This window comes from Planococcus glaciei (assembly GCF_900099655.1).
GTDB lineage: Bacteria > Bacillota > Bacilli > Bacillales_A > Planococcaceae > Planococcus > Planococcus glaciei.
Window position 1 is genome coordinate 180,766 of sequence record NZ_FNDC01000005.1, and the last position, 25,749, is coordinate 206,514.

21 protein-coding genes and 1 pseudogene are annotated in these 25,749 nt (G+C 42.3%); 16 read left to right on the top strand and 6 right to left on the bottom strand.

Annotated features, from left to right (window positions below):
- The first annotated feature begins 19 nt into the window (after window positions 1-19).
- The gene (locus BLQ32_RS08740) at window positions 20-2,050 is read left to right on the top strand and encodes a beta-galactosidase (protein ID WP_074510053.1); all 2,031 of its coding nucleotides are present in this window, start codon (window positions 20-22) and stop codon (window positions 2,048-2,050) included.
- A gap of 667 nt (window positions 2,051-2,717) precedes the next feature.
- Here BLQ32_RS08740 and BLQ32_RS08745 read toward each other — a convergent pair.
- The 4 genes from BLQ32_RS08745 to BLQ32_RS08760 form a co-directional block, all read right to left on the bottom strand.
- Window positions 2,718-3,815 carry an ABC transporter ATP-binding protein gene (locus tag BLQ32_RS08745; RefSeq protein ID WP_074510054.1) on the bottom strand — a complete coding sequence of 366 codons (1,098 nt, stop codon included), beginning with the start codon at window positions 3,813-3,815 and terminating at the stop codon, window positions 2,718-2,720.
- A gap of 123 nt (window positions 3,816-3,938) precedes the next feature.
- Window positions 3,939-5,450: a UDP-glucose--hexose-1-phosphate uridylyltransferase gene (gene galT, locus BLQ32_RS08750; protein ID WP_074510055.1), complete on the bottom strand. Its 1,512-nt coding sequence runs from the start codon at window positions 5,448-5,450 to the stop codon at window positions 3,939-3,941.
- The gene (galE, locus tag BLQ32_RS08755; RefSeq protein WP_074510056.1) at window positions 5,447-6,448 is read right to left on the bottom strand and encodes a UDP-glucose 4-epimerase GalE; all 1,002 of its coding nucleotides are present in this window, start codon (window positions 6,446-6,448) and stop codon (window positions 5,447-5,449) included. Before galE ends, galT begins: the two co-directional genes overlap by 4 nt.
- 2 nt (window positions 6,449-6,450) lie before the next feature.
- The gene (locus BLQ32_RS08760; RefSeq protein ID WP_074510057.1) at window positions 6,451-7,629 is read right to left on the bottom strand and encodes a galactokinase; all 1,179 of its coding nucleotides are present in this window, start codon (window positions 7,627-7,629) and stop codon (window positions 6,451-6,453) included.
- A gap of 128 nt (window positions 7,630-7,757) precedes the next feature.
- Between BLQ32_RS08760 and BLQ32_RS08765 the strand changes: the two genes are divergently transcribed.
- From BLQ32_RS08765 to BLQ32_RS08785, 5 genes are all read left to right on the top strand, one after another.
- Window positions 7,758-8,918 (top strand): ROK family transcriptional regulator, encoded by a 1,161-nt coding sequence (locus BLQ32_RS08765; protein ID WP_074510058.1) that lies wholly within the window; start codon window positions 7,758-7,760, stop codon window positions 8,916-8,918.
- A 35-nt stretch (window positions 8,919-8,953) separates the two neighbouring features.
- Window positions 8,954-9,835, top strand: a complete 882-nt coding sequence (locus tag BLQ32_RS08770; RefSeq protein ID WP_074510059.1) for a PucR family transcriptional regulator — start codon at window positions 8,954-8,956, stop codon at window positions 9,833-9,835.
- 29 nt (window positions 9,836-9,864) lie between these two features.
- Window positions 9,865-10,713, top strand: a complete 849-nt coding sequence (locus tag BLQ32_RS08775; protein ID WP_074510060.1) for an RCC1 domain-containing protein — start codon at window positions 9,865-9,867, stop codon at window positions 10,711-10,713.
- A 251-nt stretch (window positions 10,714-10,964) separates the two neighbouring features.
- Window positions 10,965-11,624 (top strand): hypothetical protein, encoded by a 660-nt coding sequence (locus BLQ32_RS08780; protein WP_074510061.1) that lies wholly within the window; start codon window positions 10,965-10,967, stop codon window positions 11,622-11,624.
- Window positions 11,625-11,663: 39 nt separating this feature from the next.
- Window positions 11,664-12,152, top strand: a complete 489-nt coding sequence (locus BLQ32_RS08785; protein WP_074510062.1) for a DinB family protein — start codon at window positions 11,664-11,666, stop codon at window positions 12,150-12,152.
- Between the two features lie 99 nt (window positions 12,153-12,251).
- Here the strand turns inward: BLQ32_RS08785 and BLQ32_RS08790 are convergent, their stop codons facing one another.
- Window positions 12,252-12,680, bottom strand: a complete 429-nt coding sequence (locus BLQ32_RS08790; protein ID WP_074510063.1) for a hypothetical protein — start codon at window positions 12,678-12,680, stop codon at window positions 12,252-12,254.
- Window positions 12,681-13,219: 539 nt separating this feature from the next.
- On the opposite strand from BLQ32_RS08790, the gene BLQ32_RS08795 reads away from it, so the two are divergent.
- The 9 genes from BLQ32_RS08795 (at window position 13,220) to BLQ32_RS08835 (ending at window position 24,465) form a co-directional block, all read left to right on the top strand.
- Window positions 13,220-14,830 carry a DUF2075 domain-containing protein gene (locus tag BLQ32_RS08795; protein ID WP_139150521.1) on the top strand — a complete coding sequence of 537 codons (1,611 nt, stop codon included), beginning with the start codon at window positions 13,220-13,222 and terminating at the stop codon, window positions 14,828-14,830.
- Between the two features lie 83 nt (window positions 14,831-14,913).
- A complete protein-coding gene (locus BLQ32_RS08800) occupies window positions 14,914-15,549 on the top strand; it encodes a hypothetical protein (RefSeq protein ID WP_139150522.1) in 636 nt (211 codons plus the stop codon).
- Between the two features lies 1 nt (window position 15,550).
- Window positions 15,551-16,747 carry a hypothetical protein gene (locus BLQ32_RS08805; protein WP_074510065.1) on the top strand — a complete coding sequence of 399 codons (1,197 nt, stop codon included), beginning with the start codon at window positions 15,551-15,553 and terminating at the stop codon, window positions 16,745-16,747.
- Window positions 16,734-17,468, top strand: a complete 735-nt coding sequence (locus BLQ32_RS08810; RefSeq protein ID WP_074510066.1) for a TatD family hydrolase — start codon at window positions 16,734-16,736, stop codon at window positions 17,466-17,468. The genes BLQ32_RS08805 and BLQ32_RS08810 overlap by 14 nt, the downstream gene beginning before the upstream one ends.
- 177 nt (window positions 17,469-17,645) lie before the next feature.
- The gene (locus BLQ32_RS08815; RefSeq protein WP_074510067.1) at window positions 17,646-18,875 is read left to right on the top strand and encodes a hypothetical protein; all 1,230 of its coding nucleotides are present in this window, start codon (window positions 17,646-17,648) and stop codon (window positions 18,873-18,875) included.
- Window positions 18,875-20,212, top strand: coding sequence for an E3 UFM1-protein ligase 1 family protein (locus BLQ32_RS08820; protein ID WP_074510068.1), 1,338 nt, complete (start codon window positions 18,875-18,877; stop codon window positions 20,210-20,212). Before BLQ32_RS08815 ends, BLQ32_RS08820 begins: the two co-directional genes overlap by 1 nt.
- Before the next feature lie 284 nt (window positions 20,213-20,496).
- The gene (locus BLQ32_RS08825) at window positions 20,497-22,149 is read left to right on the top strand and encodes an SWIM zinc finger family protein (protein WP_074510069.1); all 1,653 of its coding nucleotides are present in this window, start codon (window positions 20,497-20,499) and stop codon (window positions 22,147-22,149) included.
- Between the two features lie 422 nt (window positions 22,150-22,571).
- Window positions 22,572-23,882, top strand: a complete 1,311-nt coding sequence (locus BLQ32_RS08830; RefSeq protein WP_074510070.1) for a YopA family protein — start codon at window positions 22,572-22,574, stop codon at window positions 23,880-23,882.
- A 25-nt stretch (window positions 23,883-23,907) separates the two neighbouring features.
- Window positions 23,908-24,465, top strand: a complete 558-nt coding sequence (locus BLQ32_RS08835; RefSeq protein ID WP_139150523.1) for a hypothetical protein — start codon at window positions 23,908-23,910, stop codon at window positions 24,463-24,465.
- 263 nt (window positions 24,466-24,728) lie between these two features.
- On the opposite strand, the gene BLQ32_RS08840 is transcribed toward BLQ32_RS08835, so the two are convergent.
- Window positions 24,729-25,493, bottom strand: coding sequence for a methylamine utilization protein MauJ (locus BLQ32_RS08840; protein WP_074510072.1), 765 nt, complete (start codon window positions 25,491-25,493; stop codon window positions 24,729-24,731).
- Between the two features lie 53 nt (window positions 25,494-25,546).
- On the opposite strand from BLQ32_RS08840, the pseudogene BLQ32_RS08845 reads away from it, so the two are divergent.
- Window positions 25,547-25,749: pseudogene (locus BLQ32_RS08845) on the top strand (IS21 family transposase); the annotation flags it as partial.

Below are 25,749 nucleotides of genomic sequence, written 5' to 3' on the forward strand. Positions count from 1 at the left end.
ATAGAAGGGATGGAATCACATGATTAACGAGAAATTGCCGAAAATTTGGCACGGTGGGGACTACAACCCGGAACAATGGGATTCGCAGGAAATTTGGGACGAAGACGTACGCATGTTCAAACTGGCGGGAATTGACGTAGCGACTTTGAACGTCTTTTCATGGGCGCTGAACCAGCCGGATGAAGAGACATATAACTTTGACTGGCTCGATGAGAAAATCAACCGCCTTTACGAAAACGGCATTTACACATGCCTCGCGACGAGCACGGCAGCGCATCCGGCATGGATGGCGAAAAAATACCCGGATGTCCTCCGCGTTGATTTCTACGGCAGGAAACGGAAATTCGGCAGCCGCCACAATTCCTGCCCGAACAGCCCGACATACCGCGAATACTCCGAGAAGATCGCTGAGAAACTGGCGGAGCGCTACAAAGACCATCCGGCCGTCCTGATTTGGCACGTGGCCAACGAGTACGGCGGCTACTGCTATTGCGACAACTGCCAAACCGCTTTCCAAAACTGGCTGAGCGACAAATACGGCACACTGGAAAAGCTGAACAAAGCATGGAACACCGGATTCTGGGGCCACACGTTCTACGAGTGGGACGAAATCGTGCCGCCGAACATGCTGAGCGAAGAACGCGAAAACAACGAGTCCGATTTCCAGGGCATTTCGCTCGATTACCGCCGCTTCCAGTCGGACAGCCTATTGGACTGCTACAAACTGGAGTACAACGCCATCCGGAAACACACGCCGAACACGCCGATTACGACCAACTTGATGGGCACGTACCCGATGCTTGATTACTTCAAATGGGCAAAAGAAATGGACGTTGTGTCGTGGGACAACTACCCGGCCATCGATACGCCATTCAGCTACACAGCCATGACGCATGATTTGATGCGCGGGCTGAAGAGCGGGCAGCCGTTCATGCTGATGGAACAGACGCCGAGCCAGCAAAACTGGCAGCCGTACAACTCCTTGAAGCGTCCAGGCGTCATGCGCTTATGGAGCTACCAGGCAATCGGCCGCGGGGCAGACACCATCCTGTATTTCCAATTAAGACGTTCCGTCGGCGCCTGCGAGAAATACCACGGCGCGGTCATTGAACACGTCGGCCATGAAAACACGCGGGTCTTTAATGAAGTCGCGCAAATCGGGAAAGAGTTTAACCAGTTAGGGGATACGCTGCTTGATGCACGCGTCAACGCCAAAGTCGCCATCGTCTTTGACTGGGAAAACCGCTGGGCAGTGGAACTGTCAAGCGGACCGTCCGTATCGCTCGACTATGTCAACGAAGTCCATAAATACTACGACGCGCTTTATAAATTGAATGTTCAAGTAGACATGATCGGCGTCGAAGAAGACTTGAGCCAATACGATGTCGTCATTGCACCGGTTCTGTACATGGTGAAAGAAGGCTACGCAGCGAAAGTGGAAAGCTTCGTCGAAAACGGCGGCACGTTCCTGACAACGTTCTTCAGCGGCATTGTCAACGAAACCGACATCGTGACGCTTGGCGGATACCCGGGCGAATTGCGCAACGTCCTCGGCATTTGGGCAGAGGAAATCGATGCGCTTCATCCGGACGAAACGAATCAAATCGTTTTGAACGATGCCCGCGGCCAGATGAACGGCAGCTATTCCTGCAACCTCTTGTTTGACCTGATCCACACAGAAGGCGCTGAAGCTGTTGCCGAATACGGCTCCGACTTCTACAAAGGGATGCCGGTCCTGACCGTCAACCAGTTCGGAAAAGGGAAAGCGTGGTACGTGGCGTCAAGCCCGGATGCCGACTTCCTGGTCGACTTCCTGCAGACTGTGTGCGAAGAAGCCGGCGTCGAGCCGCTTCTAGCCGTACCGGAAGGCGTGGAAACAACGGAACGTGTGAAAGACGGGCAGACCTACCTGTTCGTACTGAACCACAACAACGAAGAAGCAGCGATCGAGCTAGGGGATAGCGCGTACAAGGAATTGCTGTCCAATGAGCAAGTGAGTGGAACAGTTGGGTTAGAAGCAAAAGGCGTCTTGATTTTAGCGAAGGCGTAAACTGATAGTAAGAAGAATAAATTTAAAGGCAGTCCTGAAAGTCGGTATTAGCGGCTATCAGGCTGCTTTTTCTTTTTATGACACAAAATGTCGCTCGGACGCTTGGGGCATGGCTCTCACAAGAAGCCAGGGAAAGCGGCTGTCTTCTCCGGATCCTCCGTTTCAGCCGGACGCTTTCCGCGGGCTCGCGCCGAACTAACTCGGAACTAACGTCCCGAGTGGATTTCGGCCCTTCGCTGTCCCGCAGGAAAGGCATTGGCCGAAGTCTGCAAGGCCAAGCCTTTGCGACGAAGCTAGCGAAGCGATGCAGGAGCACATCTTTGCCAGTCGCCTGCTTTCACTCCGGATCCTCAGCGTAAAGGCTACCCAGAGGTGTCACTTTTCCTCTTGAGCTGTCTGTTTAAGCTTCAATCCGATTCACATTCACTATTGAATCAAGGGGAGATACCCTAACGGTCCGGTCATGGAAAGCGAAGTGGCCAGACTGGTTGGTTTATGAATCGCTGCATCATAACTAAAATTTGTCTACAATCTATCGCAGCTGGTTTGCGGAATATCGGTTAAAAGTCATAGCTTTTTCAACACGTTGAAGAGGCTGCCCCTTTGTCATTTAAAATGACTTTGGGTCAGCCTCTTCAATATAGAAGGAACTTTATATTCAACAAACTTATTTAATCCGCAACTCCGTATCAATATCGAAGAAATGGGCTTTGTTCATATCGAATGCCATGTCGATCGTTTGGCCGGCTTGCACATTGAAGCGGGCGTCCACGCGGGCGATGAAGTCCTGATCGTTCACTTTTGAATACAGGACAATTTCAGATCCCATCAATTCCGACACTTCGACAAACGCGACGATCTTCGTCTGCGGCGAATGCTGCAGGAACAACGGCTCATCGTGGATATCTTCCGGACGGATGCCGAGGATGATTTCCTTGTCTGCGTAGCCTTGGTCGCGCAAAGTCTTCAATTTCCCTTCAGGGACAAGCACTTTGATGCCTTCCATCAGGAATGAATCGCCGACGATTTTTCCGCGCAGGAAGTTCATAGACGGTGAACCGATAAAGCCGCCGACGAACATATTGTCCGGCAAGTCGTACACTTCTTTCGGTGATCCGACTTGCTGGATAAAGCCGTCTTTCATGACGACAAGGCGTGTCGCCATCGTCATCGCTTCCGTCTGGTCGTGGGTTACATAAACGGTAGTCGTCTGCAGGCGGCGGTGCAGCTTCTGGATCTCGGCGCGCATCTGCACACGCAGTTTGGCATCCAGGTTGGAGAGCGGCTCATCCATCAGGAACACTTCCGCGTCGCGGACGATGGCACGGCCTAAAGCAACACGCTGGCGCTGTCCACCAGACAAGGCTTTCGGCTTGCGGTCCAAATAGTCATCAAGGCCGAGAATGCTCGAGGCATTCGCCACCCGTGCTTTGATATCGTCTTTTTTCATTTTGCGCAGCTTCAAGCTGAACGCCATATTGTCGTAAACGCTCATATGCGGGTAAAGGGCATAGTTTTGGAAGACCATCGCAATGTCACGGTCTTTCGGCGAGACATCGTTGACACGTCTGTCGCCGATGTACAAGTCGCCTTGTGTGATGTCTTCAAGGCCGGCAATCATCCGTAGTGTCGTGGATTTTCCGCAGCCTGAAGGGCCGACGAGAACGAGGAACTCTTTGTCGCGAATTTCCAGGTTGAAGTCCTGTACGGATACAACCCCTTTTTCGTATTCTTTTCTGATGTTCACTAAATTCAAGCCTGCCATTTGATTCCCTCCAATGTGTGTAAGTGCTTTCATTAACTAGTAAAAGCATACCGTATAGCCGGAATTCTGGTAATGGCAAGGATGCACAAAGATACGGGGAGTCTTCGTGCATCTTGACCAATATCAGCGGATTCCGTTGATCGAACCGCTTGCTGCGGGTTGATTCACGGTCTGGATAAACCGGTCGAATGCTTCTTTTTCTTTTAATACGCCGGCGTCTTCAAGGATGCGGACGAACTTTTTGCCCAATTCTTTTTGCAGGAGCGCTTCCGCTTCTTCACGGAGGGAAAGCGTGCCGTATTCTGCTTTCAACTGTTCAGCCCAGTCCTGATGGAGAGGAGAGACAGTGTCTGCATTGCCGAGCAGGAATTCCTCGATTTCCGCCAGTTCCTCTTTTAAGCGGGGCGGCAGAACGGCAAGCCCCATCACTTCAATCAAACCGATGTTTTCTTTCTTGATGTGATGGACATCTGCGTGCGGATGGAAAATTCCCGACGGATGTTCCGCTGTCGTGCGGTTGTTTCGGAGCACCAAATCAATTTCAAACAGCCCGCTGCGTTTTCGCGCAATCGGCGTAATGGTGTTATGCGGTGTGTCGCCAGTGAACGCCAGTACATCGGCTTCTTCATCCGAATACGTTTTCCACTTCTGCAAAATCTCATCCGATGCATCGACGAGGCTGCCGATGTCGCTGCCTTTCAAGCGGATCACCGACATCGGCCATTTCACGACGGATGCCGCGATGTCCGGATACGCGGCCAACGGGAATGCAAACGCATCTTCCGCTTTTGTCATGGCAAACTCGTAGCGCCCGGCCTGGTAATGGTCGTGGCTTAAGATAGAGCCTCCGACAATCGGCAAATCCGCGTTCGAGCCGACAAAGTAATGAGGGAAGCGTTCGGTAAAAGCAAGCAGGCGTTCAAAGCCGCTGCGGTCGATTTTCATGTCGCGGTGTTCTTCTGAAAGCAGAATGCTGTGTTCGTTGTAATAGACATAAGGCGAGTACTGGAAATACCAGTTTTCACCGGCAAGCGGCACCTCGACGACGCGGTGGTTGGCGCGTGCCGGGTAGCCGATGCGCCCCGCGTAGCCGACGTTTTCCTTGCACAAGAGGCATTTCGGATAAGAGAGCGTCTGTTTCATCTCGCGTTCGCGCTTGATCTGTTCCGGATCTTTCTCGGGCTTGGACAAGTTGATCGTAATGTCCATTTCGCCGTATTTAGATTCCGCTTTATAGGAAATATTTTTCCGGATCCGGTTCATCTGGATGTAGTTGCTGTTTTGGCTCAGTTCGTAAAAATAATCCGTTGCCGCTTCCGGCGATTCCGCGTATTTTTCATCAAATGTTGCATTGATGGCAGAAGGCCGTGCAACAAAACAGTTCATGATATTGGCTGACAGCATTTCCTTGTCGTCAAAGATGTCTTCAATGACACCTTTTTCTACGGCATAGGCAACCAAAGTTTCGAGCAGGTTGGGGATGGTGTCGTCCGCCGGTTCGAGCGCTCCTTTGGGGAATGATTGCAATCCAAGCAGGTACATCGCCTGGTTGCGGGCATAATCGCTGTCTGCGGCTTCAATGAGTCCCGTCTCTAAGGCTTTCTGGACAAGCCCGGCAAGTGTTTGATAGATCATTTCAACACTTCCTTTTCGTAGCCGGATGGGTTTTTAGAATGCCAGTTCCAGGCGTCTGCGATGATTTTTTCAACGGACGTATGGACCGGATTCCAGCCGAGCACGGTTCTCGCTTTGTCGGAACTGGCAATCAGGATGCTCGGGTCGCCTGCACGGCGTGCACCCGTTTTCACCGGGATGTTCTTGCCGGTCACCGAACGGGCAGCGGAAATCATTTCGTTGACGGAAAAGCCTTGGCTGCTCCCTAAGTTAAAGACATCGCTGTCGCCGCCTTGTCTTAAATAGTCGAGCGCCAGTAAATGCGCACGGATCAAGTCTTCGACGTGGACGTAATCGCGGATGCACGTGCCGTCTGCAGTATCGTAGTCATCGCCGAACACGGTGATTTCGCTTCGCTGCCCAAGCGCTGTCTGCAAGATCAACGGCACGAGATGGGATTCCGGGCGGTGGTCTTCGCCGATTTCGGCGCCTTCTCTTGCACCTGCCACATTAAAATAGCGCAGCGACACAAATTTCAAGTCATGTGCAAGGCCGGTCCACTTCATGAGCTTTTCCATGGTGAGCTTGGTTTCGCCGTAAGTGCTCGTCGGAACGGTCGGCATCGTTTCGGTGATCGGCACCGCTTCCGGTTCGCCGTATGTGGCGGCGGTGGAAGAAAAGACGATTTTCCGGACGCCGTGCTTGGTCATCGCCTGCAATAACACTTGCGTTCCGTAGACATTGTTGTCGAAATACTTCAAAGGATTCTCCATTGATTCGCCGACCAGGGAATTGGCAGCAAAATGGACGACTTCGTCAATCGCTTCTTTTTCAAAGACAAAATTGAGAAACGCGGCATCCCGGATATCGCCTTCGTAAAATACCGCTTCCGGGTGGACCGCTTCCCGGTGGCCCGTTTCCAGGTTGTCGACAACGACAACCCGCGTTCCTTGGTCGATCAATTGATAGACCGCGTGCGATCCGATATATCCAGCTCCGCCTAATACTAAAACCGTCATGGTCAAAACTCCTCTACAAGTTCTTTGGCGCCATCCGAAATTTTCGCCTCATAAAAAGAAGGGGCGTAGCCAAACGCTTCGGTATAGCTTTCCGCTATTGTTTCTTTCAAACTTTTCACTTGTTCCTGTTCGACGATGGCAATCGCACATCCCCCGAATCCTGCACCGGTCATCCGTGCGCCGATGACGCCGGGATGCGCCCAAGCCGTTTCGGCAATGTGGTCGAGTTCCGCACCCGTCACTTCGTAGTCGTCCCGGAGCGACAGGTGGGAGGCGTTCATCAATTCGCCGAAGCGCTCGAGATTGCCCCTTTCCAGTTCGTCGAGCGCGAGCAGCGTCCGTTCGTTTTCGGAGACGGCGTGCTTCGCCCGTCTGCGGTTTGTGTCGCTAGTGATCAGGTGCTGGAACTGCTCAAACTTTTCGTTCGTCAGTTCGCCGAGGCTGGTGACGGGCAGTTCCGCACGCAGGTCTTCCAGCGCCTGTTCGCATTCGCTGCGGCGTTCGTTGTACTTCGAGCCGGCCAGTGTCCGCTGCTTGTTAGAGTTGATGATGACAATCTCGTGGTCGTTTAATTTAACCGGCGCGTAGCTGTACTTCAAGGTCTGGCAATCCAATAAAATCGCCGCATCCTTTTTGCCTTTGCCGATGGCGAACTGATCCATGATGCCGCTGTTGACACCGATATAATCGTTTTCTACCCGTTGCCCAAGTTGGATCATCTGCAGGCGGTCGATCGTCAAATCGAACAAGCCTTCGAGCACCACGCCGGTCGCCATTTCAATGGAAGCGGAAGAAGAGAGGCCGGCGCCGTTCGGGATGTTGCCGTAAAACAGGATGTCCATGCCGGAAGAAACGGAAAACCCGTTGCCGGTAAACTGCTGGATCATGCCTTTTGGAAAATTGGCCCAGCCGTGGTCCGAATTATAGGACAGGTCACCCAAATCACATTCGATGATTCCTTCTTCCGGGAAATTCATCGAGTAGAACCGCAGCGTCTGGTCGGTGCGTTTTTGGGCAACGGCATACGTGCCGAACGAAATCGCTGCCGGAAACACATGGCCGCCGTTGTAGTCGGTATGTTCGCCAATCAAGTTGATGCGCCCCGGTGCAAAGAAGAAACGCGTTTTTTCCGCCGTTTTGAAAACGTCTTTAAATGTCTGAGCCACGTGCTGCTGAATCATTGTCTTCCACCCCAATACTTAATAAATTAATTTAATTAACATGAGTATAAAGGAATTTGGTAAACTATTCAATAATAAGAATGAAAACTCTTACAATTTAGCAACATGAACCAACCGGAGGGATAGACATGCGCCAAGGCAGCTTTCAATGGATGAAATCGGTGAACAAATCGATCATCCTGAACAAAATCAGAAAAGACGGGCCGATTTCGCGCGCCCAGATTGCACGGGAAACGAAATTGACGCCGCCGACCGTCAGCAGCAACGTCAAAGAGCTGATCGACCAGAAAATCGTCGAAGAAAGTGATTTCGGCGAATCGCTCGGCGGCCGGAAACCGACGATGCTCGTCATCAACGACCAGGCATTCACGATCATCGGTGTGGACGCAGGGCCGGAACACATCGAATGCATCGTAGCGGACCTGGCGGGGAAAGTCCTGAAACGGTCGCAGACAAAGCTTGAGCTGCCCATCAACAGCGAACAGTTTCTCGCCGCCTTGAAAAGCGGTATTGCAGAGTGCCTGGACGGGACTTCGGGCAGAGAAGAAAATATCATCGGCATCGGTGTGGCGATGCACGGCGTGGTGGACGTCGAGCGCGGCGTTTCGCTGAATGCACCAATTCTTGGCCTCGCCAACATCCCAATCAAAGAAGAGCTGGAACAGGCATTTGGCCTGGAAGTGAAAGTGGAAAACGATGCACGCGCCATGGCGCTCGGCGAATACTGGTTTGGCAACCACGGCGAACTGGAAAGCATGCTGGCGGTGAACGTGGGCAGAGGCGTCGGAGCGGGCCTCATCATCGACGGGAAACTGTATCACGGCTTTTCGGATATCGCAGGGGAAATCGGCCATATGACAATCGATCTGCACGGCGAGATTTGCGAATGCGGCAACCGGGGCTGCCTGCAAACCTTTGTCACAGGACCGGCCATTGCCCGGAAAGTGACCAATAGAGGAGCAGCGAACCCACTGACCGCCGAAACGGTCTACAAACTGGCGGTCGGCGGCAACAGACAGTTTGCGGACATCCTGAGGGAATCCGGACAAGCGATGGGCGTCGGGCTGACCAACTTGATCCACATCGTCAACCCGGAAAAAATCGTCCTGGGCGGCGGCGTCTCAAAAGCCGAGCAATTCATCTTGCCGGCGATACGCGAAACGATTCAAGCGTCGGCACTGACGCCTTCTGCAAGTAAAACCCAAGTAGAAGTGACGAAACTCGGGAACGATGCCACATTGATCGGCGCCATCACCTTGCTGCTGGTCGATCTTTTTGAACTGAAATAAAGAAAGCGTCTATCTTCGAAGAAAGGAGTGGTGGGATGATCGACAACCTGAAAAAAATATACCCTTCCTTGATCGTCTATCAAGAAGAGAGCCAAGGCTTGGATGAACGCTACAATTGGTTTAGAGCAGAAGCCGGTGAAATCATCGGCATTGAAAAAAGCGAACTGAGCCCGAAAGACCTGTCAGTGCTTGCCGCGTTTATGCCGCCTTACCGGAGCGATGTTCCTGTCCTGACACCCGACGAACAGAAATGGCGAAACGCGATTGACTCGGACGATGCAGATCCGCTGGAAACGGCAGGGGCATACCGCTTTGTCTATTTCTCCATCAAAGAAAATCAGATCAGCCCGGAGTTATTCAAAGATGCACTCGCTGAACTGTTTCCGGGCAATGTTACGATTCTGTGGGAAAATGGCCACGAAGGAATTCTGATTGAGCAGGAAAGCATCGGCAGCGACAGCATTTCCTACGAAGACATCATCAATATTTTGATGAGCGACTTATACATCAAGATCCATTTCCTGGTCGGCCCTTTTCGGAACGGGATGGAGCGGGTCAGCCAGTACCATGCGTTTATGCTGACGGCGGCAAAAGCCATTTTTACCGAGTCCAATAAAGCCGTCGCGAATCTCAGCGATGCCGTGCCGTATTTATTGATTGACCAGGCGAATGCGGACCACTACCGCAGCATACGGGAAATGATCCTGCAAAATTACGCCGATGACGAGGAAACCTTGCGGATGATCGAAGTGTTCACGAAATACAATTTGAACGTCTCCGAAACCGCCAAAGCGCTCCACCTGCACCGCAATTCTCTGCAATACCGCCTTGACCGCTTCACCGAAAACACCGGCATCGACATCCGAAAATTCCACCAGGCGATGGCCGTCTATTTGGCATTGCTCGTTAAGGTTTGACTGAATCCACTTTCAGGAGGTCGGCTAGGATGAAGAGAAAAGAGGGGAAGGCTATTGCTGCCGGCTACCGCCATTCGGTGGCGCTCCGAATAGACGGCACCGTACTAGCAATTGGAGACAATAAATATGGAGAGTGCGACGTCAGTGATTGGTACGACATCATATCCGTTGCGGCTGGCAGCGCGCATATCGGCAGTTCGCACACGGTCGGGTTGAAAAAGGACGGCACGGTAATAGCCACTGGCTGGAATAAATACGGCCAATGCGAAGTGGAAGATTGGAAGGATGTAGTCTCAATTGCAGCAGGCTGGCGCCGCACTGTCGCCATCAAAACGGACGGGACGGTCCTGGCAGTTGGCCAAAACAACGAAGGCCAGTGCAATGTGGGGGATTGGGAGAACGTTGTGGTGGTCTCGGCAGGTGACTGGCACACAATCGGGTTAAAATTGGACGGAACGACAGCCAGTGTGGGGAACAACCGCTACGGCCAGTGCAATCTCAGTGATTGGCACGACTTGATGGGAGTTGCAGCAGGTTACCTGCATACGGTCGGACTGAAAAGTGACGGCACGGTAATCGCTGTAGGTTCCAATAAAGACGATCAATGCGAAGTAAGCGGATGGAAAAACCTCGTAGCAATTTCTGCAGGCAGCAATCATACAGTCGGGTTGAAGTCGGATGGCTCAGTCGTAGCTGTTGGCCGAAACAATGAAGGACAGTGCGACGTGAGCGACTGGCGTGATATCTTCACCGTCTCGGCAGGCTGTGCCCACACGCTTGGCCTGAAAGCAGACGGTACGATAGTGGCTACTGGCCGCAACGATGAAGGGCAGTGCGATGTGAGCGAGTGGAGCGGCATCGGACTGCCGGGCAATTAGTGGTGGTCATCAAAGAAGAGCTTGAAAGAGAGCTAATATATAGAACCAAAAGATTGAGCGGAGCGATTCCGTTCAATCTTTTTTATTTGCGGCAGGCAAGTTTTAGCAGGAAAAAACTCCACCTCTATCGAATTTGTGGCTATACTTGATAGACAGAGAAACGGCGTTGAGTTGATGAAAGACCCACTGTTAAACTACCGGTAGTTTAATGCTTGAAGTTGAAGATACGGAAGAAAGGAAAGGTGGGAGGAATGAAGGCGGTCACGAAGATTTTTTGGATGGGTGCGGTGATGTTGCTGATGGCAAGCTGTGGAAATGCGAATGAAGAATCCGCAAAGGATGCTCTAGAGGAAAGTTCAGCAACCGAAACCACAGAAAAAGATGCAACCGAAACAAAAGAAAATACATCAAACAAAGAAGGGGAGGAAGCGGATATGGAAAAGGAAAACGAAATCACTCCAGAAGAAACGGTATCGACTGAGACGGATAGCACTTCTGCAGATGCAGGCAACCAGCAAGATGAAGATGCTTTTGCCGAGTACACGAGCGAGCAGATCGAATATGCCAGAGTGTGGCTGCAGCTCGGGCCGAATCAGGACATCGACGGCTTGTATGTGGAGCGCATCCCGGCAGATACCCCGCTCAATCCAGACGATGAAACAAGCGGCGTTTACCCGGAAGACGTCATCCAATTGGCCGGTTCCCGCTTAGTCGATGGCTCCGTTACCTACAGCGGAAACGGCAACGGCACGATCAACGTCTACAACGTGCCGCTGCGCTGGGACGGCGAGTATCCAGCCGGGGAAGAGTTCTATACGGAGATTATTGATAATACCGAACTCGTGCTCATTGATGTTGGCGAAGACACGGAAGTCATCCGCTTGATCGAATTGCTGAAAGAACAGCCATAAGAATAAAAAAGCAAGAATGGAGTCATGAGGAGGTCAGTCATGAAAATGTTTTTCCATTACAACTGGATGGTCCGGGAAGAATGGTACCGGTGGTGTGAGGAACTCAGTGAAGAAGAGCTGCTGAAGAAACGCACCGGCGGCCAAGGCAGTATCCTCAAAACGCTTTTCCACATAGCGGATGTGGAATGGAGCTGGATTCGCTTACTGGAAGGAAAAGACGATTTCCAGGAAGACTTCGAGAAATACAACAGCCTGGAAAAGGTGCGTGAGCTTGACGCGCAGTTCCGGCCGGAAGTCGAAAACTTTTTGGCGAACTGGGATGACAGCATGGAACACCGCCTACTGAAGACACCCGGACGAGACGGAACCATCGACATCGACCAATGGGGAGAAGTAATGCGGCACGTTATCGCGCACGAAATTCATCATATTGGTCAGTTATCAATCTGGGCGAGGGAATTGGAGAGAGAACCGGTGTCTGCGAATCTCGTGGGACGGGGTCTACCTGAATTGAATAAAAACAAATAAAAACAGAAAGCCGCCGCTTTCTGTTTTTTATTTTAGTAAGGATAATAATCGCTCAATTGATGGTTTTGGCATTAATGTTTTCTTTAAACTACTACTATTTTAATTGATTAAATGCTTAAGCCATTTGCTCAATATAGGTATCTCATCATTATAGATTGTCGCAATGACATTATTGCCATCTGTTATGATCAGGGAATCTAAAGGTACATTGTTTGCCTCTACATCTTCAGATATTCCACTAGCCGGCCAGTTAGTTCCACATAAAAAGGGTGGCTCTGCTCCAACTAAAAATCTTGAAGGGTCTTTTTCCAGCTGTAAAATTAACTGATCGTTGAGGTCATAACCTGCAAATTCATACACTTGATTAGTTACTTCTGCAACAATTGTTAATTTATATAATGATGTTCTAAACAATCTTTTTTGTTCTTTGATGTTAGGTTCAATCTTAAAAATTACTTCTTTTAGTTTCAGTGATTTCGTTTTTTCAACATGAAAAGTTGCTTGGTCTAAATTCATAGGCACTTCCATCGTCTCATTCCTTCATTAACAGTTTGTTGTTCCATAATCTAACCCGTTTGTTGAAGATTAACCTTTCCTAATTACATAATGAGTTAATCTAACACGCCAATAAGTCCTAACATCAATAGCCTCATTCGTGCTTTCTTTTTATAAATATACCATTATAAGTACAGAAATTAGAAGATTGTCGGTATAAGAGGCTTGCTGAAAGAAATCTAAAGTAATTAATAAAACCTGGAAGCAGCAAAACGTATGCTGCTCCAGGTTTATTTTTGGAAAATGGATTTTCCCTTGAGAATTAATCTAAAGTTATAATTTTTTCCTAAAGCTCCATGTTCAAATTGAAGAATATAGTGGTTTTACCGAAGACATAATAATAATCAGTAAATTTTTCCAAAAGTAGACAATTGACATTTAAATAATGCTAATATTAAGGCATTAGTAATTCAGCTGTATTTTGAATCAACATTTTAAGCAAAGCTGTAAGCGCTTGATTTATATATTATTCAAACTATTAATTTTTCTAGATTCAGAGAGGCTGAATATTTATGGGAATGACCGAACTAAAAACTTGGGACTTTAATAAATCTACTTTGGAAAGTATCAAAAACGATACTTACTTTGACTATCCAGTGGTCTATTTTTTAAACAATAATACTACAGTATATATTGGAGAAACTGTGGCCTTTAAAAATCGGATGAAGTCTCATTTGAATAATATCGAGCGAAAGAAATTAGAAAAGATGACTCTCATCATCCATGAAGAATTTCACCGGTCGGCTACATACAATATCGAAACCAAACTCATCAATTATTTCTTAGGCGATAATCGCTACAAGCTGCAGAACAAGAGCCAGACTGCGCAAAGCGTCACGCACAACTACCATAACAAGGAATTCTTCGACAAAGAGATATTCAATGATATATGGAAAGAATTATTGAAAAGGAAGATGGTTAATAACCCTGCTCACGTAATTGAAAACAGGGACATATTCAAACTTTCGCCTTTTAAAGAGCTGACAATGACGCAGCTCGAGCTTAAAACAAAAATTCTGGAAGTATGCGAAGAACACATCCATGATGATGAAACGTTTGTATTCATGGTCAAGGGAGAAGCAGGTGTAGGGAAGAGTGTAGTTCTAAGTTCCGTGTTCAATAGCATCCAGGAGCTGGCGGCTGATAAAAATTCCAATCTCCATCAAACAAAAAATTATTTGCTCGTAAATCATTCAGAAATGCTGAAAACGTATAAAAACATTGCTGCCAATGTGAAGTTTCTCAAAAAGAATAACTTCGACAAACCCACGAGTTTTATTAATAAACAAAAGAAAGCTGCGGAAAAAGCGGATATTGTCCTGGTCGACGAAGCGCATTTATTGTTGAGCAGGGCTGATGCTTTCAATGGATTCAATGAAGACAACCAATTGGAGGAAATCATTAAGCACAGTAAAGTCGTCATCGTTGTCTATGATGAAAAACAGGTTTTAAAATTGAAAAGCTATTGGGACGAGGAGCGGCTGAAGAATGTAGTGCCGGACAATCAAACTGAAGAGCCTTATATTTTAAAAGAACAGTTTCGCATGAATGCTGGAGACGAAGTGATCGACTGGATTGATAATTTTGTAGAGAAGCGAATTCTAAAGTTACCAAGAGATGAAAAATATGATTTTCAAATATTCGACTCTGCCAAGGGAATGCATGATGCCATAGTGGAAAAGAATAAAGAGCACGGCCTCTCCAGAGTGGTATCGACATTTGACTATGAACATAAGAAAGATGGCGAGCAGTACTTCATTAGAGAAGACAGTCTTGAAATCCCATGGAATTCCACCGATACCAAAAACACTTGGGCAGAAAAGCCGGAGACAATTAAAGAAGCGGGATCCATCTATACGATTCAAGGCTTTGATTTAAATTATGTAGGAGTGATATTGGGGCCGTCAGTTACCTACGATGACAAAAATGATTGTTTGAAGATTATTACTGAGAAATATAGCGACACCGAGGCATTCAGAGGAAAGGACGGCATTGAGGATGTTGAAAGAGCGAAAGAACAAATCATATTGAATTCTATAAATGTGTTGATGAAGAGAGGGATAAAGGGGCTTTATATTTATGCTAGCGATGAGGGGTTGAGGGAGCGAATTCTGAAACTTTGAGAAGTACACTAGTACAATTATTAAAACTGATTGGAAGATTGAAGTGACGGTTTTACAAATAGCAAGTATGGGAGATGGTAATGTTGGGAACTTCAAAACGGAACATTGAGAAAAAAGTTAAAGAATTATTAGAAGGAAAACCATATCAGGAATTAAATGTATCTGCTCCGGAACTATCTAAAAAAATTCTCACAAAAAAAGAATTGATTTCTCAGTTAGCAGATGAAGATACTATTCAAGAATCTTTTATAACTATCAAAAATAGCTTTTTAAACTTGTCAGGCATTGGCTATAAGGGTAAAACTAAAAAAGAAGTACTAGAAGACCCATTAACACAAGAGGAATTTATTAATATGATTTTAAATGAAATAGAAAATGAGGAGTTTCTCAATAAATCTATTCTAGAGAAAGCTTATAAGATTGCTATGATCAAGATGTTGAAAAAGGATGATTTTGATATATATGCATTTGCTCATATACTCTTTTTCCATTTAATACATCAAATTTTACTCAAGCAACTATACGATACTTTAAAAGAGGTATATGAAGATTTACCATATGAAAAAATCAATAATTTAATTTTGAACTTAACTAATCAAATCATAAATGATACTATTTACGATTTAGTAAATAATTTTGTAGATAAGAAGTTACCTTTAAATAGTGTATTAGATAGAATTATAATAGAAACTCAGAATGCAAGTTTTGGGGAGTTTTAAAATGGTAATTGTACAGAAGATTAATGAAGACTTACATGCTTCTTTACTAGATAGTTTTCCTTATGACTATAATAATCCTAAGCATCTAAAAGTAATAGACTTAGTTACTGTTATGGGTAGCATTTATGTCGCTGATGTAACTACTACTTCTAGAAAAGAAATTAGGGTGGTAATTCCAGTTTTTAATTATGACAGATGGACTTTGATTGAAAAAGAAGTTAATCAGCTAGTTCAATGGGTTTCTGGCGAGAACTTTGTCATTTCATTTATCCATAGAGAGCACTCTTTATTTACAAATATCCCTAATCATAAACTAGAGCTTTCAACTAATAATCCAGTTACTCTTTTTTCAGGTGGTTTAGATTCACTTACTGGTGCTTACAGGAATTATAAAGACAATATCAAGAGTGATTATCTAGGATTTATTAATAAAAGCGAAGAAAAGACTCATCAAGAAATACTAAAAGATTTTTATTTAAGCATTTTTAAGGGTATTGAAATTACTTTAATTCATAAACCAGTTCCGAAAAAGAAACATTTAACTCAAGCTACAAGGTCGTTGCTATACTTTGCACTCGCTGTTGCCAAATGTATTTTTAATAATAGCTCAGATGTATACTTGTATGAAAACGGAATATTATCGTTAAATCCAGAAATAAATAATAGGTTTACTACGAAGACGACCCATCCTCGAACTTTATATATGTACAGATCTATACTTGAAAAAGTAGAATTGAAAGTAACCTTACATCATCCGTTTATTTTTAAGACCAAGGGAGAAAGTATTGAGGAAATGGATGATGCTTTTAAAAATCAAATAAAAGATTCATTCACTTGTGGAGCAGGAAGATCAAATTTAAAACCACACAAAGGACAATGTGGAGTCTGTATACCTTGTTTGTTAAGGAAGATTTCTATGGCAGCTTATAATAATGAAGCGTTTGATAGTAAGTATTTTGTCGAATATAATACAAAAGTTAAAGAAGTAAAAGATGATTTGCATAGAAAAGAACTTTTAAGTAATTTAAATTATTTTGAGAAGTATTGTGAATATATTTCTAAGGGAACAATTAATATTGAAACGCGTATAAAGGAATCTTTTTATATGGATCAGAATTATCTCAAAGAGAACCAAAAAATGTTTCGAAAATTCCAAGAGGAGTTTGAAAGGTATATGAAAAAATATGACCCATATTGATACCCATGTGCATATCGATTTTTATTCCGACCCCATGAAAGTTGCTTTACAATATGAGTCGTTAAAAATTTATACAATGTTTGTAACTAACTTACCTGAAATCTTTAATAAGCATTTGAATGCTTTTAATAATTTTAAATATGTTCGTTTATGTCTAGGCTATCATCCACAAGTAGCTAGTGAATATGAGTTAGATAAGGTCATGTTTCAGGAGCTTGTTAAACATACAAAATATGTTGGGGAAGTAGGACTTGATTTTCAAAATGAAACAGAATTAATAATTGAGAGACAAAAAGATGCTTTTAAATTTATTACTTCAAAAAAATTCAATCAAGGAAGAGTGTACTCTATACATAGCAGAGGCACAGAAGATATGGTGTTAAAAATTTTGAAAGAAAATGAAGTGAAGCACGCAATATTTCACTGGTACAGCGGAAAGCTAACCACAGCTGATAAGATTATTGATATGGGATATTACTTTTCAGTTAATGCCAAGATGTTATCTAGCAAGAATGGTTATAAATTAATTCAGAGAATCCCTAAGGAACGACTTTTATTTGAAACTGATGGTCCGTTTGCGTTAAATAATAAAAAAATAGTTTATCCACAACAAATAAAAAATATTTATTCGGATTTCAATGATATAATTCCAGGTTTTGAAGAGATAGTTTTTAATAATTTCCGAAAACTACTCATAGAGAAGGACTTACAATATAGATAAATATTTAAATTGTGGGGATGAGCAAGTAGGCATATGAAACTGGAAAAGAGCAAGAGAATCTGTTGATTTGAAAGAGGAAAAGAAGGGGGATTATGTAAAAAATCTTCATGTAGACGCTTATTTATTTTAAGAGGCGTGTATTAATATAGTGAGTCTGAGACTCAAAAGGAGAATTCAATGAGAGCGAAAATTCTAAGTACGAAAGCCGAAGGATCTGCAATAAGTTATATTTGCGAACTAACTTTAAAAGAATATATCGAAAATTTGCCTATATCATTCATGGAATATGATATTCAAAGAGGAATAGTTTCAAACATCTATCTGGATAACCTTATTGATACAGTACTGACCCAAGCAAGTATTCCACCTATAACTTTAATTGCCGAAGAATCTAACATAATCTCAGAAAAAAATGAGCAATCCCAATTGTCTGTTGAAAGATTTAGAATTTTGGATGGTCTTCAAAGAACTTATAGGTTAAAGATAATATGGGACACTATAAAATTTTTTATAGAATACAATAATACGGAAATGCTCGGTTTAAATAAATTTAAATTGTCTAAAGAATATGGAAAGGAATTACAAAAAATTAATTCATCTACATTAATTCTAGAAAAAATTATTAAGTTTTATAATAAGAATAATTGTAATCAAGAAATATTGTTAAATACTTTTTCTACTAATATTCAATGGTTTGTTATATGGAGTGATATCTCTATTGAAAAACAAGTTGAAAAAATGCTTATTTTAAATGCAGGACATAAAGCGGTACCGATTAGACATCAATTAGAATTACTTTTTATTAATCTTATTCCTTATTTTGAAGATAATAAAAACTTAATATTGATTAGAGAAAAAGAGAAATCTTCAACTTTTTATGCAAAAAAAAGAGAAATAAGAGAATTTCATTTTGCACATTTAATTTCTTCCGTGCTGTCATTTGCTAATGGGAAAACTATCACAACAAATGCATCATTAATTAACAAATTGCAAGAGACGGATTCAAAAATGGAGACGTATCATGAATTCTTTACCTACCAATTTTTGGACGAAATGATAGAGTTTTTAACTGATTTTGATGATTTAATAGCGAATCAATATGGAGAAGAAGGTACTCAATGGTTAGGAAGAGAGACAGTAATTATTGGGATTTTCGGAGCTTTAGGCAAGTTATATGAAGATAAGTATAGTGAAAGTTATTCTCAATTATTTAGAGATATGTTGAAGAAGGTTGAAGAAAATCCAGGGATTTTAAATTTAGAAAATTATAAACAGTTTAGAAATAATATGAATATAAGTAAAATTAACATTGGAAATTTCAGTAAAAAAGTTGTTTTCGATGGCATATATAATTTGCTGAAAAAAGACCAGACTATCCCTATTAATTGGAATTTAGGGGGAGAATAATGACTCAAGGAATTAAACTTATAAATGAAAAAATGATCGAAGTTTTAAGTGAAATTACAATAGAAGAGGTAGTTACTGAATTCTTGGAAAGACAAACTTCTCCTGAAGTATTTGAAAACTCTATAGTTCAGTTAACTGATACGTTAAATTCCCTAGAAGGTGTGGATAAAAATGAATTGTACTTAGAAAAGTTTGATATCGTTGAGAAAGCGATTCAAGAAATAAAAAAAGATTATCCCTCTTATCTATCTGAATGGGAAGATAAAATAGATATGATTTTGACCATTTGCAATAAAATATTTAGTACAATTACTGATGACTTTGTAAATGAAAGTTTTAATTTTGATCCCCACGTAACAAAATTCAAAGAAATTAATTATACAGTGGGATTAGACAATTATTTATACACAGAGAGCGGAAATACAAATAAGTTTATTTTTTTAATTTGTTTTAATGATTTAAGAAAAATAAAAGAATATATAACTAACATAGATTTTGAAAATACAGATATTCTTTTTCACTTATTAAGTAATATTAATAGTTCTATAGATTTTTCCAAAAAGTATTGTCTATTTAGTTTGCTCGAATATGAAGATAAAATTCCAGTTCTAACTTCTTTTCTAGAATTGAAAAATGTTCAAGAAGGAAATATGATTCACGTATCTATAAATTATGAAGAAAAGCCCAGTGTAACCTCTGATTTAAGTTATTCTATAGGAAATGGGTATAACCAGTTTTCTGAAACAATATTTATTCTTAGTGAGTATAACAATGAAACCGGTATACTGGAGAAGTATCTAAAGATATACCAAGTAATAGAGAACTTTATGTACAGAATGCCAATCTGTGATCTGACGAATGGAGCAGATTCCTCAAATATGTTTTCAATTAGAGATTTTAAAAGATTGTATGGTCATGTCGATAAAAACGAGCCAAATGCTTTAAAAGATTTGTTTATTAAGGCAGTTGATTTAGATTATAACTCTAGTAAAAAATTCAAAAACTTAATAGCTGAGAAGTATAATGCTTTTAATACTAATCAAAATAAAATTGATTTGGAGGAAGTATTACCGAAAATGGGCGTGAAAAATCCAATTAATCTTCATCCCAATGAAGTAGCTGGTTTCTTTTCTTCGATAGTATATAAACTAAGAAATTCAATTGTTCATAATAAGGAAACAGAATATCATTTATCTTATGGTAAATTTCCAGATATAATCCGTGCTCTTATGACTGATTTTCTTTTAGTATGCCTTGAAGAATTAGTCTATAACATGGTTATAAAAAGGAACTCATTAATTTGGTATGATAATCCGCAAATATATCTCTACAATTAAAAATCGCGTCCCTGTGTCACACACATTTTCTATCATACAAAAATACTGCATGAAGAATCAGCCCACTCCTGAAACGGGAAGGACTCTTCATGCATTTCTATGTCTTAGCGGAAATAGGCATAAGTGTTTGGCACACAGGGACCATCTGGGAACGACTGGGAACAAAGCACCTATTTAGGCTGTTTTATTATATTCCTACTAACAACTTAGATTGCTTACCCAATAAGAACTTCCTGTTCAGCCCCGAAGGTCTACAAGTTATAATCGAACCAGGGGGAATTTTCATGAACTTAAACAACCTGAAAACAACCGTGCCGGCAAAGCTTTGTGAACGCGGCCTGGATTATTTTGAACAGGATTTTGTTGAACGGTTGACGGAAGACGCGCCGAATCGGTGGCATGCGCTGGTGACGGGCACGCGGGATTATGAGGTGTCAGTCAATTTGGCGAAGGATGGGACGATTGTGGGATCTTACTGCACCTGCCCGTTCGAATCGGATTCGCTGTGCAAGCATGAAGTGGCGGTGTGCCTGGCAATTTGCGAATATAAAAAAGAAAAGGGTTCGTCTGCAGTGGATGTACAGGCGCGATTAAAAACGCTGAAAAAAGCGGAGCTGCTGGAAATCTTGGAGGAGCTGGTGGAGAAGCAGCCAACCGTCCAACTTTATTTGGCAGAGAAGTTTTCGGATTCTAATGACATGGATGAAGAAAAGGCGCGTCGACTTATACAGAAGTCGGCTTACCTCGCCAGCCGCAGGGGAATTATCGAATGGGACCGGACAGATCAGGCACTCGAAGGGGTTTGGGAAGTCCTCGAATATCTGGATGGATTAAACTCGCAGCAGGATGCGGAAAGAATCATCCGCCTCAGCTTGATTGTCGTCAAGGAATGCACGGAAATGCTGCAAATTGCGGACGATTCATCCGGAGACATCAGTTCGGCGATTTACGAAAGCTTGGATAAGATTAGCGAAGCGCTGGCAGAGTGGCCGGGAGATCTGGATGAAGCGACTGTCGATAATATGCTTGTCCTGCTCTATCCGTATATCCTCTTCGCGCTGGAGCAGGATATCACAGATGCGGCGAGTCATCTGGTCGAAGCGGTGCTGCAATGGAATGAAAGAGGCGGTTTCACCGAGAAGTTTTATAATTTCATTGCTGATTTAATTGCCAAGGACGAGATGCAAAACAAGACATACAAGTATACAGAAGAGCGGTTTCATATGTACCAGCTGGCAATTTTGCGGCGGCATGGAAGACAGGAATTGGTCGAAGCCTTTTACGCGAAGTACGGGCACTATCCGGCAATCCGTAAAGCGCAGGTCCGGCAGGCACTGGATGCCGGTGAATTTGAGAAAGTGATCCAGTTGTGTGACGAATCGGAACAATTCGATGCGAACTTCGCGGGACTCCTGAATGACTGGAAAAAGCTGTGCTTTGAGGCTTATGAAGGAATGGGCAACACGGAGGAGTTGATCGGCCTCAGCTTTGAGTTCGCACTGGACGGGGAAGAAGAATATTATTACAAACTGAGAAGTTTGGTGGATGTGAAGCGGTGGCCGGAGAAGCTGGAAGCCCTGCTTGCAGAGATGAAGACCCGTCCACGGAGCCGGCCGCTTTATCTCGGGATTCTGATTGATGAACAGAGGTTTGAAGAGCTGTTGGACTATTGCCGGACCGAAGTCTCTGCAATCGAATACTTGCATCCGCATCTGGTGGCTGATTATCCGCACGAAGTGAATGAAATCTATACAACTTATATTTATCGCCAGATCGAACGGGCTTCCAACCGCAAGGCATACTGGAGTGCCTGTCAAAAAATCAAAGATTTCCAGCAAGCGCTGGGGGCTGAAGCGACGACGGGCCTGATTGAAGAGTTGAAGTTTATGTATCCGAAACGGAAAGCGCTGCTGGATGAGTTAGGAAAGATTAAGTAAAGATAAGCGGTGTCTGGCATGTGCTGGACACCGCTTATTTGTTGCATTTAAAGGGGGAGTCTGCCGGAAGTGAAAAATTCGCATTCTAGGAAAGGAAACAAAATAGTGTTTGAGTTGTTAATTAAAGTTCGCAAGGATGGTATTTTATTCATTCTGCTAAATTGTGCGGGAGTTGTGTCTTACACAGGGAGCATTTAAGTTATAATAAATCAAAACATGAGGTTAACCATGACGAAGAACGAGAAAGATTGTTCAATTTGTCGGACGCTATACTCTGTTACTTAGCAGCAAGAATCATTGGAGTTAAATTATTAGCAGCTATAGATCACGAATCGATTTTTGTTACATATAAAATAGATAACAGAACTTAATTAGACACACAGAAGTTATGAGCGAGGAATTAATGAAAAAAGGAGGAAATTATGGAGTCACCAAAAGCACTACGGTCAGCTTATTTAAAGTATAAATTAAATGAGGACATACCTCTATATAATGGAGAAGCAGAAGTGTTCCTTCAAGAAAACAAGGTGCGATTAAAGATAACAGTAATTCTACAATGGCTACCTGCACCTTCGGTCCGTTTTAAAGGAACTATAATTTCTTCGGTAACTAGCTTATTTAATGCTAGTAGTGAGTTATTAGGTAAGAAACAAAAAATTATTTTTCCAGATGGCACAAAACATGATACCTATATTCAAGACGTTATATTTGGAAGTGAAAACACATTCGAGGGGACGATTGAAGGATACTCAACTAATAGACATGCTAATGTTAATTCTATTTCGTTTTCTGTTATAAACTTTTTAAATTGCCTAGGAAGATATGTAGAATCTGACACTAGAACTTACTCAGGAAGGTTAATATTTCATTATAATCAGTGGCAAATCACTTTAGATAAGCGCTCTGATTATGATCAAAAGCCAGAAAGAATAATGAAGCAATTAAAAGATAGAAGTGGCTATTTAATTACCCATATAGGAAGAATAGAAAGAATTGATGGAGGAGACTTTAATACAAATGAAATAAGGCATCTAATAAACAGCATTAGCTGGTTACTATCTTTCGCCAGCGGCAGGCATGTGGGTGTGTCTTTATTAGAAGGACAATATAATGGAGAAATGGTTTGGTTTGATAATACTGTGCCGATTATTTCACCTTGGAAAAATAATATAACATGGTTTCCGAAACAAAAAGCTGAAGTAATCGAAGACCTTTTTCCTGTCATAGCAACTAGATTTGAAAACGAATACTTGGCAAAGATATTGCGTGAGTCTTTAAGTTGGTACGTGGAATGTCATTCAAATAGTATAATCGAAACTAAAATAGTTTCTGCTCAAACTGCATTAGAAATGTTATCGTGGGATTATCTAGTAAATCAATCTAATCAATTATCTAAAACACAATTTAAGAAAAAGAAGACTTCGGAGAATATTAGAATTCTACTTCAAGACTTTCAAATAGATACTGCCTATTTACATATTCCAGAATTTCAACAACTAGAGTTTGATGATGCAGTACACTTATTAATTGAAACTAGAAACGATGTAGTTCATCCTATAGCTAAACAAGAATTTAACGGATTTCAAAAGTATATGATTTTACAAATCGGTCTTCATTATTTGGAACTCGTACTTTTAGGTATTTTGGAGTATGATAAACATTACCATAATAGGTTGAAACAACCTATTTGGGAAGAGAATTACGATATAGTTCCATGGGCCAAAAAAAGATGAAAACTAAATGAAAAGGATGAAAATCTTGAACCGATCTGTATTTGAAATGCATTGGCAATATTACCTTTCAATCGAAAAAATGCTCGCTAAAACTAACCAATATGTAATGCATTCTGATAAAAACAAAAATGTTTATTCCGATGAATTTGCATCTATTATATTATTATCGTGTTCAGAATTAGATTCTTTATTTAAGCAACTCTGTATTAATTGCGGTATACAAAGTAAAGGAAGACATTTCAATATAAATGATTATGCTCCAGCAATTCAAAGATGCATGAGTAATGACTTTGGTATAGCAACGAGCACAAGAACCTTGAATGATGATAATTTAGTGATTATTCCATTCAATAACATTAATGCTGCGAAAACATATGCTAATTTACATTGGTGGAAAGACTACCAACTTATTAAACATGACAGAATTAAAAATGTTGCTGCTGGAAATTTGTTAAATGCTGTGTCATCAGTTGCAGCTCATTTTCTTGTTTTAAGAGAGTTAATTGAGTTTATTGACGAGTCAAGGGTAAGAGAATACCTAAAGAAAAATTGTTGGACAGATTATTGGATTCCGGCTTTATAAAAGCTATAGTTTTGATGTCAAATAAGTTTTTCGTTGAATTCGATAAGGTATATCTTGGCGACAGGGATCTTCTATATGTCTGCTTCACTATAAGATAACTTTTAATATAAGGGCGATTCTTATTGTTTGAAAAAAGAAAAAGGCCGGAATTTATCCGACCAGTTCGCCTATAGAGGAGCTCAAGTGCCAAATTTAATTCCGACAATCAATGTGGAAAATAAACTGGCGTTATAATCTGTAATTTTCTTGGAGTGCTAAGGTCTTTAAAAATCAAAATGTATAAAACTATTTCTGTCATATTTGCTATCAATAATACAGTTAATAAGTTTTTTCGATGTTTCTTCTAAAGAAGGAATCAATTTTGAAATTTCATTAATTGTATCTAGACTATTATATTCTCCTCCATGATAAATCACATTTCTCTTATCATTTAATAAGTCTAACCAAGAATCGGCAAAATCCCAATTTTCCATTGGGCCAAAATAGTCTAAGAAGCTTTGGTAAATTTGATTCTTAATGCCTTTTTTCGTTCTATCAGTTGGTGTATGGAATTCTTTAGCTAGTATTTCTATAACACTCCAAAAAGCAAAGAATTGGTCAAAGGTATTATGAGATAATTTTCCCTTAGAATACCAACCAATAGCTTTTAATAATGCTGGTTGTTCCGCTTCAAACTTTCTAGCCATTTGAAAAGCAGAGATTATATCTGATTTTGAAAGTAATCTTCTACTAGTGAAATTCTGTTGTCTAAAATTTTGTCCTTCATATTTATGAAATTGAATAGGGATATCATTGATTAAAGACAAAATATCCTTCATTCTTCCGAAGTACACATAAGCTACAGTCTCAGCTGATTCCATGCTATCTGCATATGCAGTTATAGTAGCTTTTAAACCAAATGTACTTTTTTGTATCTTAATGTCGCTATTGTGTAATGCAAAATAGAAGTACAGAACTTTGCAACGAATTTGTACAGAGTTCTGCATGAGAAATTCATGCAAATAAAAATGGACTTGCAAGCCGCCCAAGTCAACCTCTACTGTTAAAGTGCGAACTCATAACAGGTGGAGGTTAGAAAGGAATGCTTACAATGTCCGATATCAATTGTATCAAACACTTACGAAATGAAAAAGGGTTGAGCATCGATCGAATTGCGAATACCCTTCAAATTAACTGGCGGACGGCCAAAAAGTATGGCGATGAAAGTGAACTCCCATCTTCGATCATCAAACCGAAAAAAGGCATGATGTACGAAGAAAAATGGGGAACGATGGTTTCCGATTG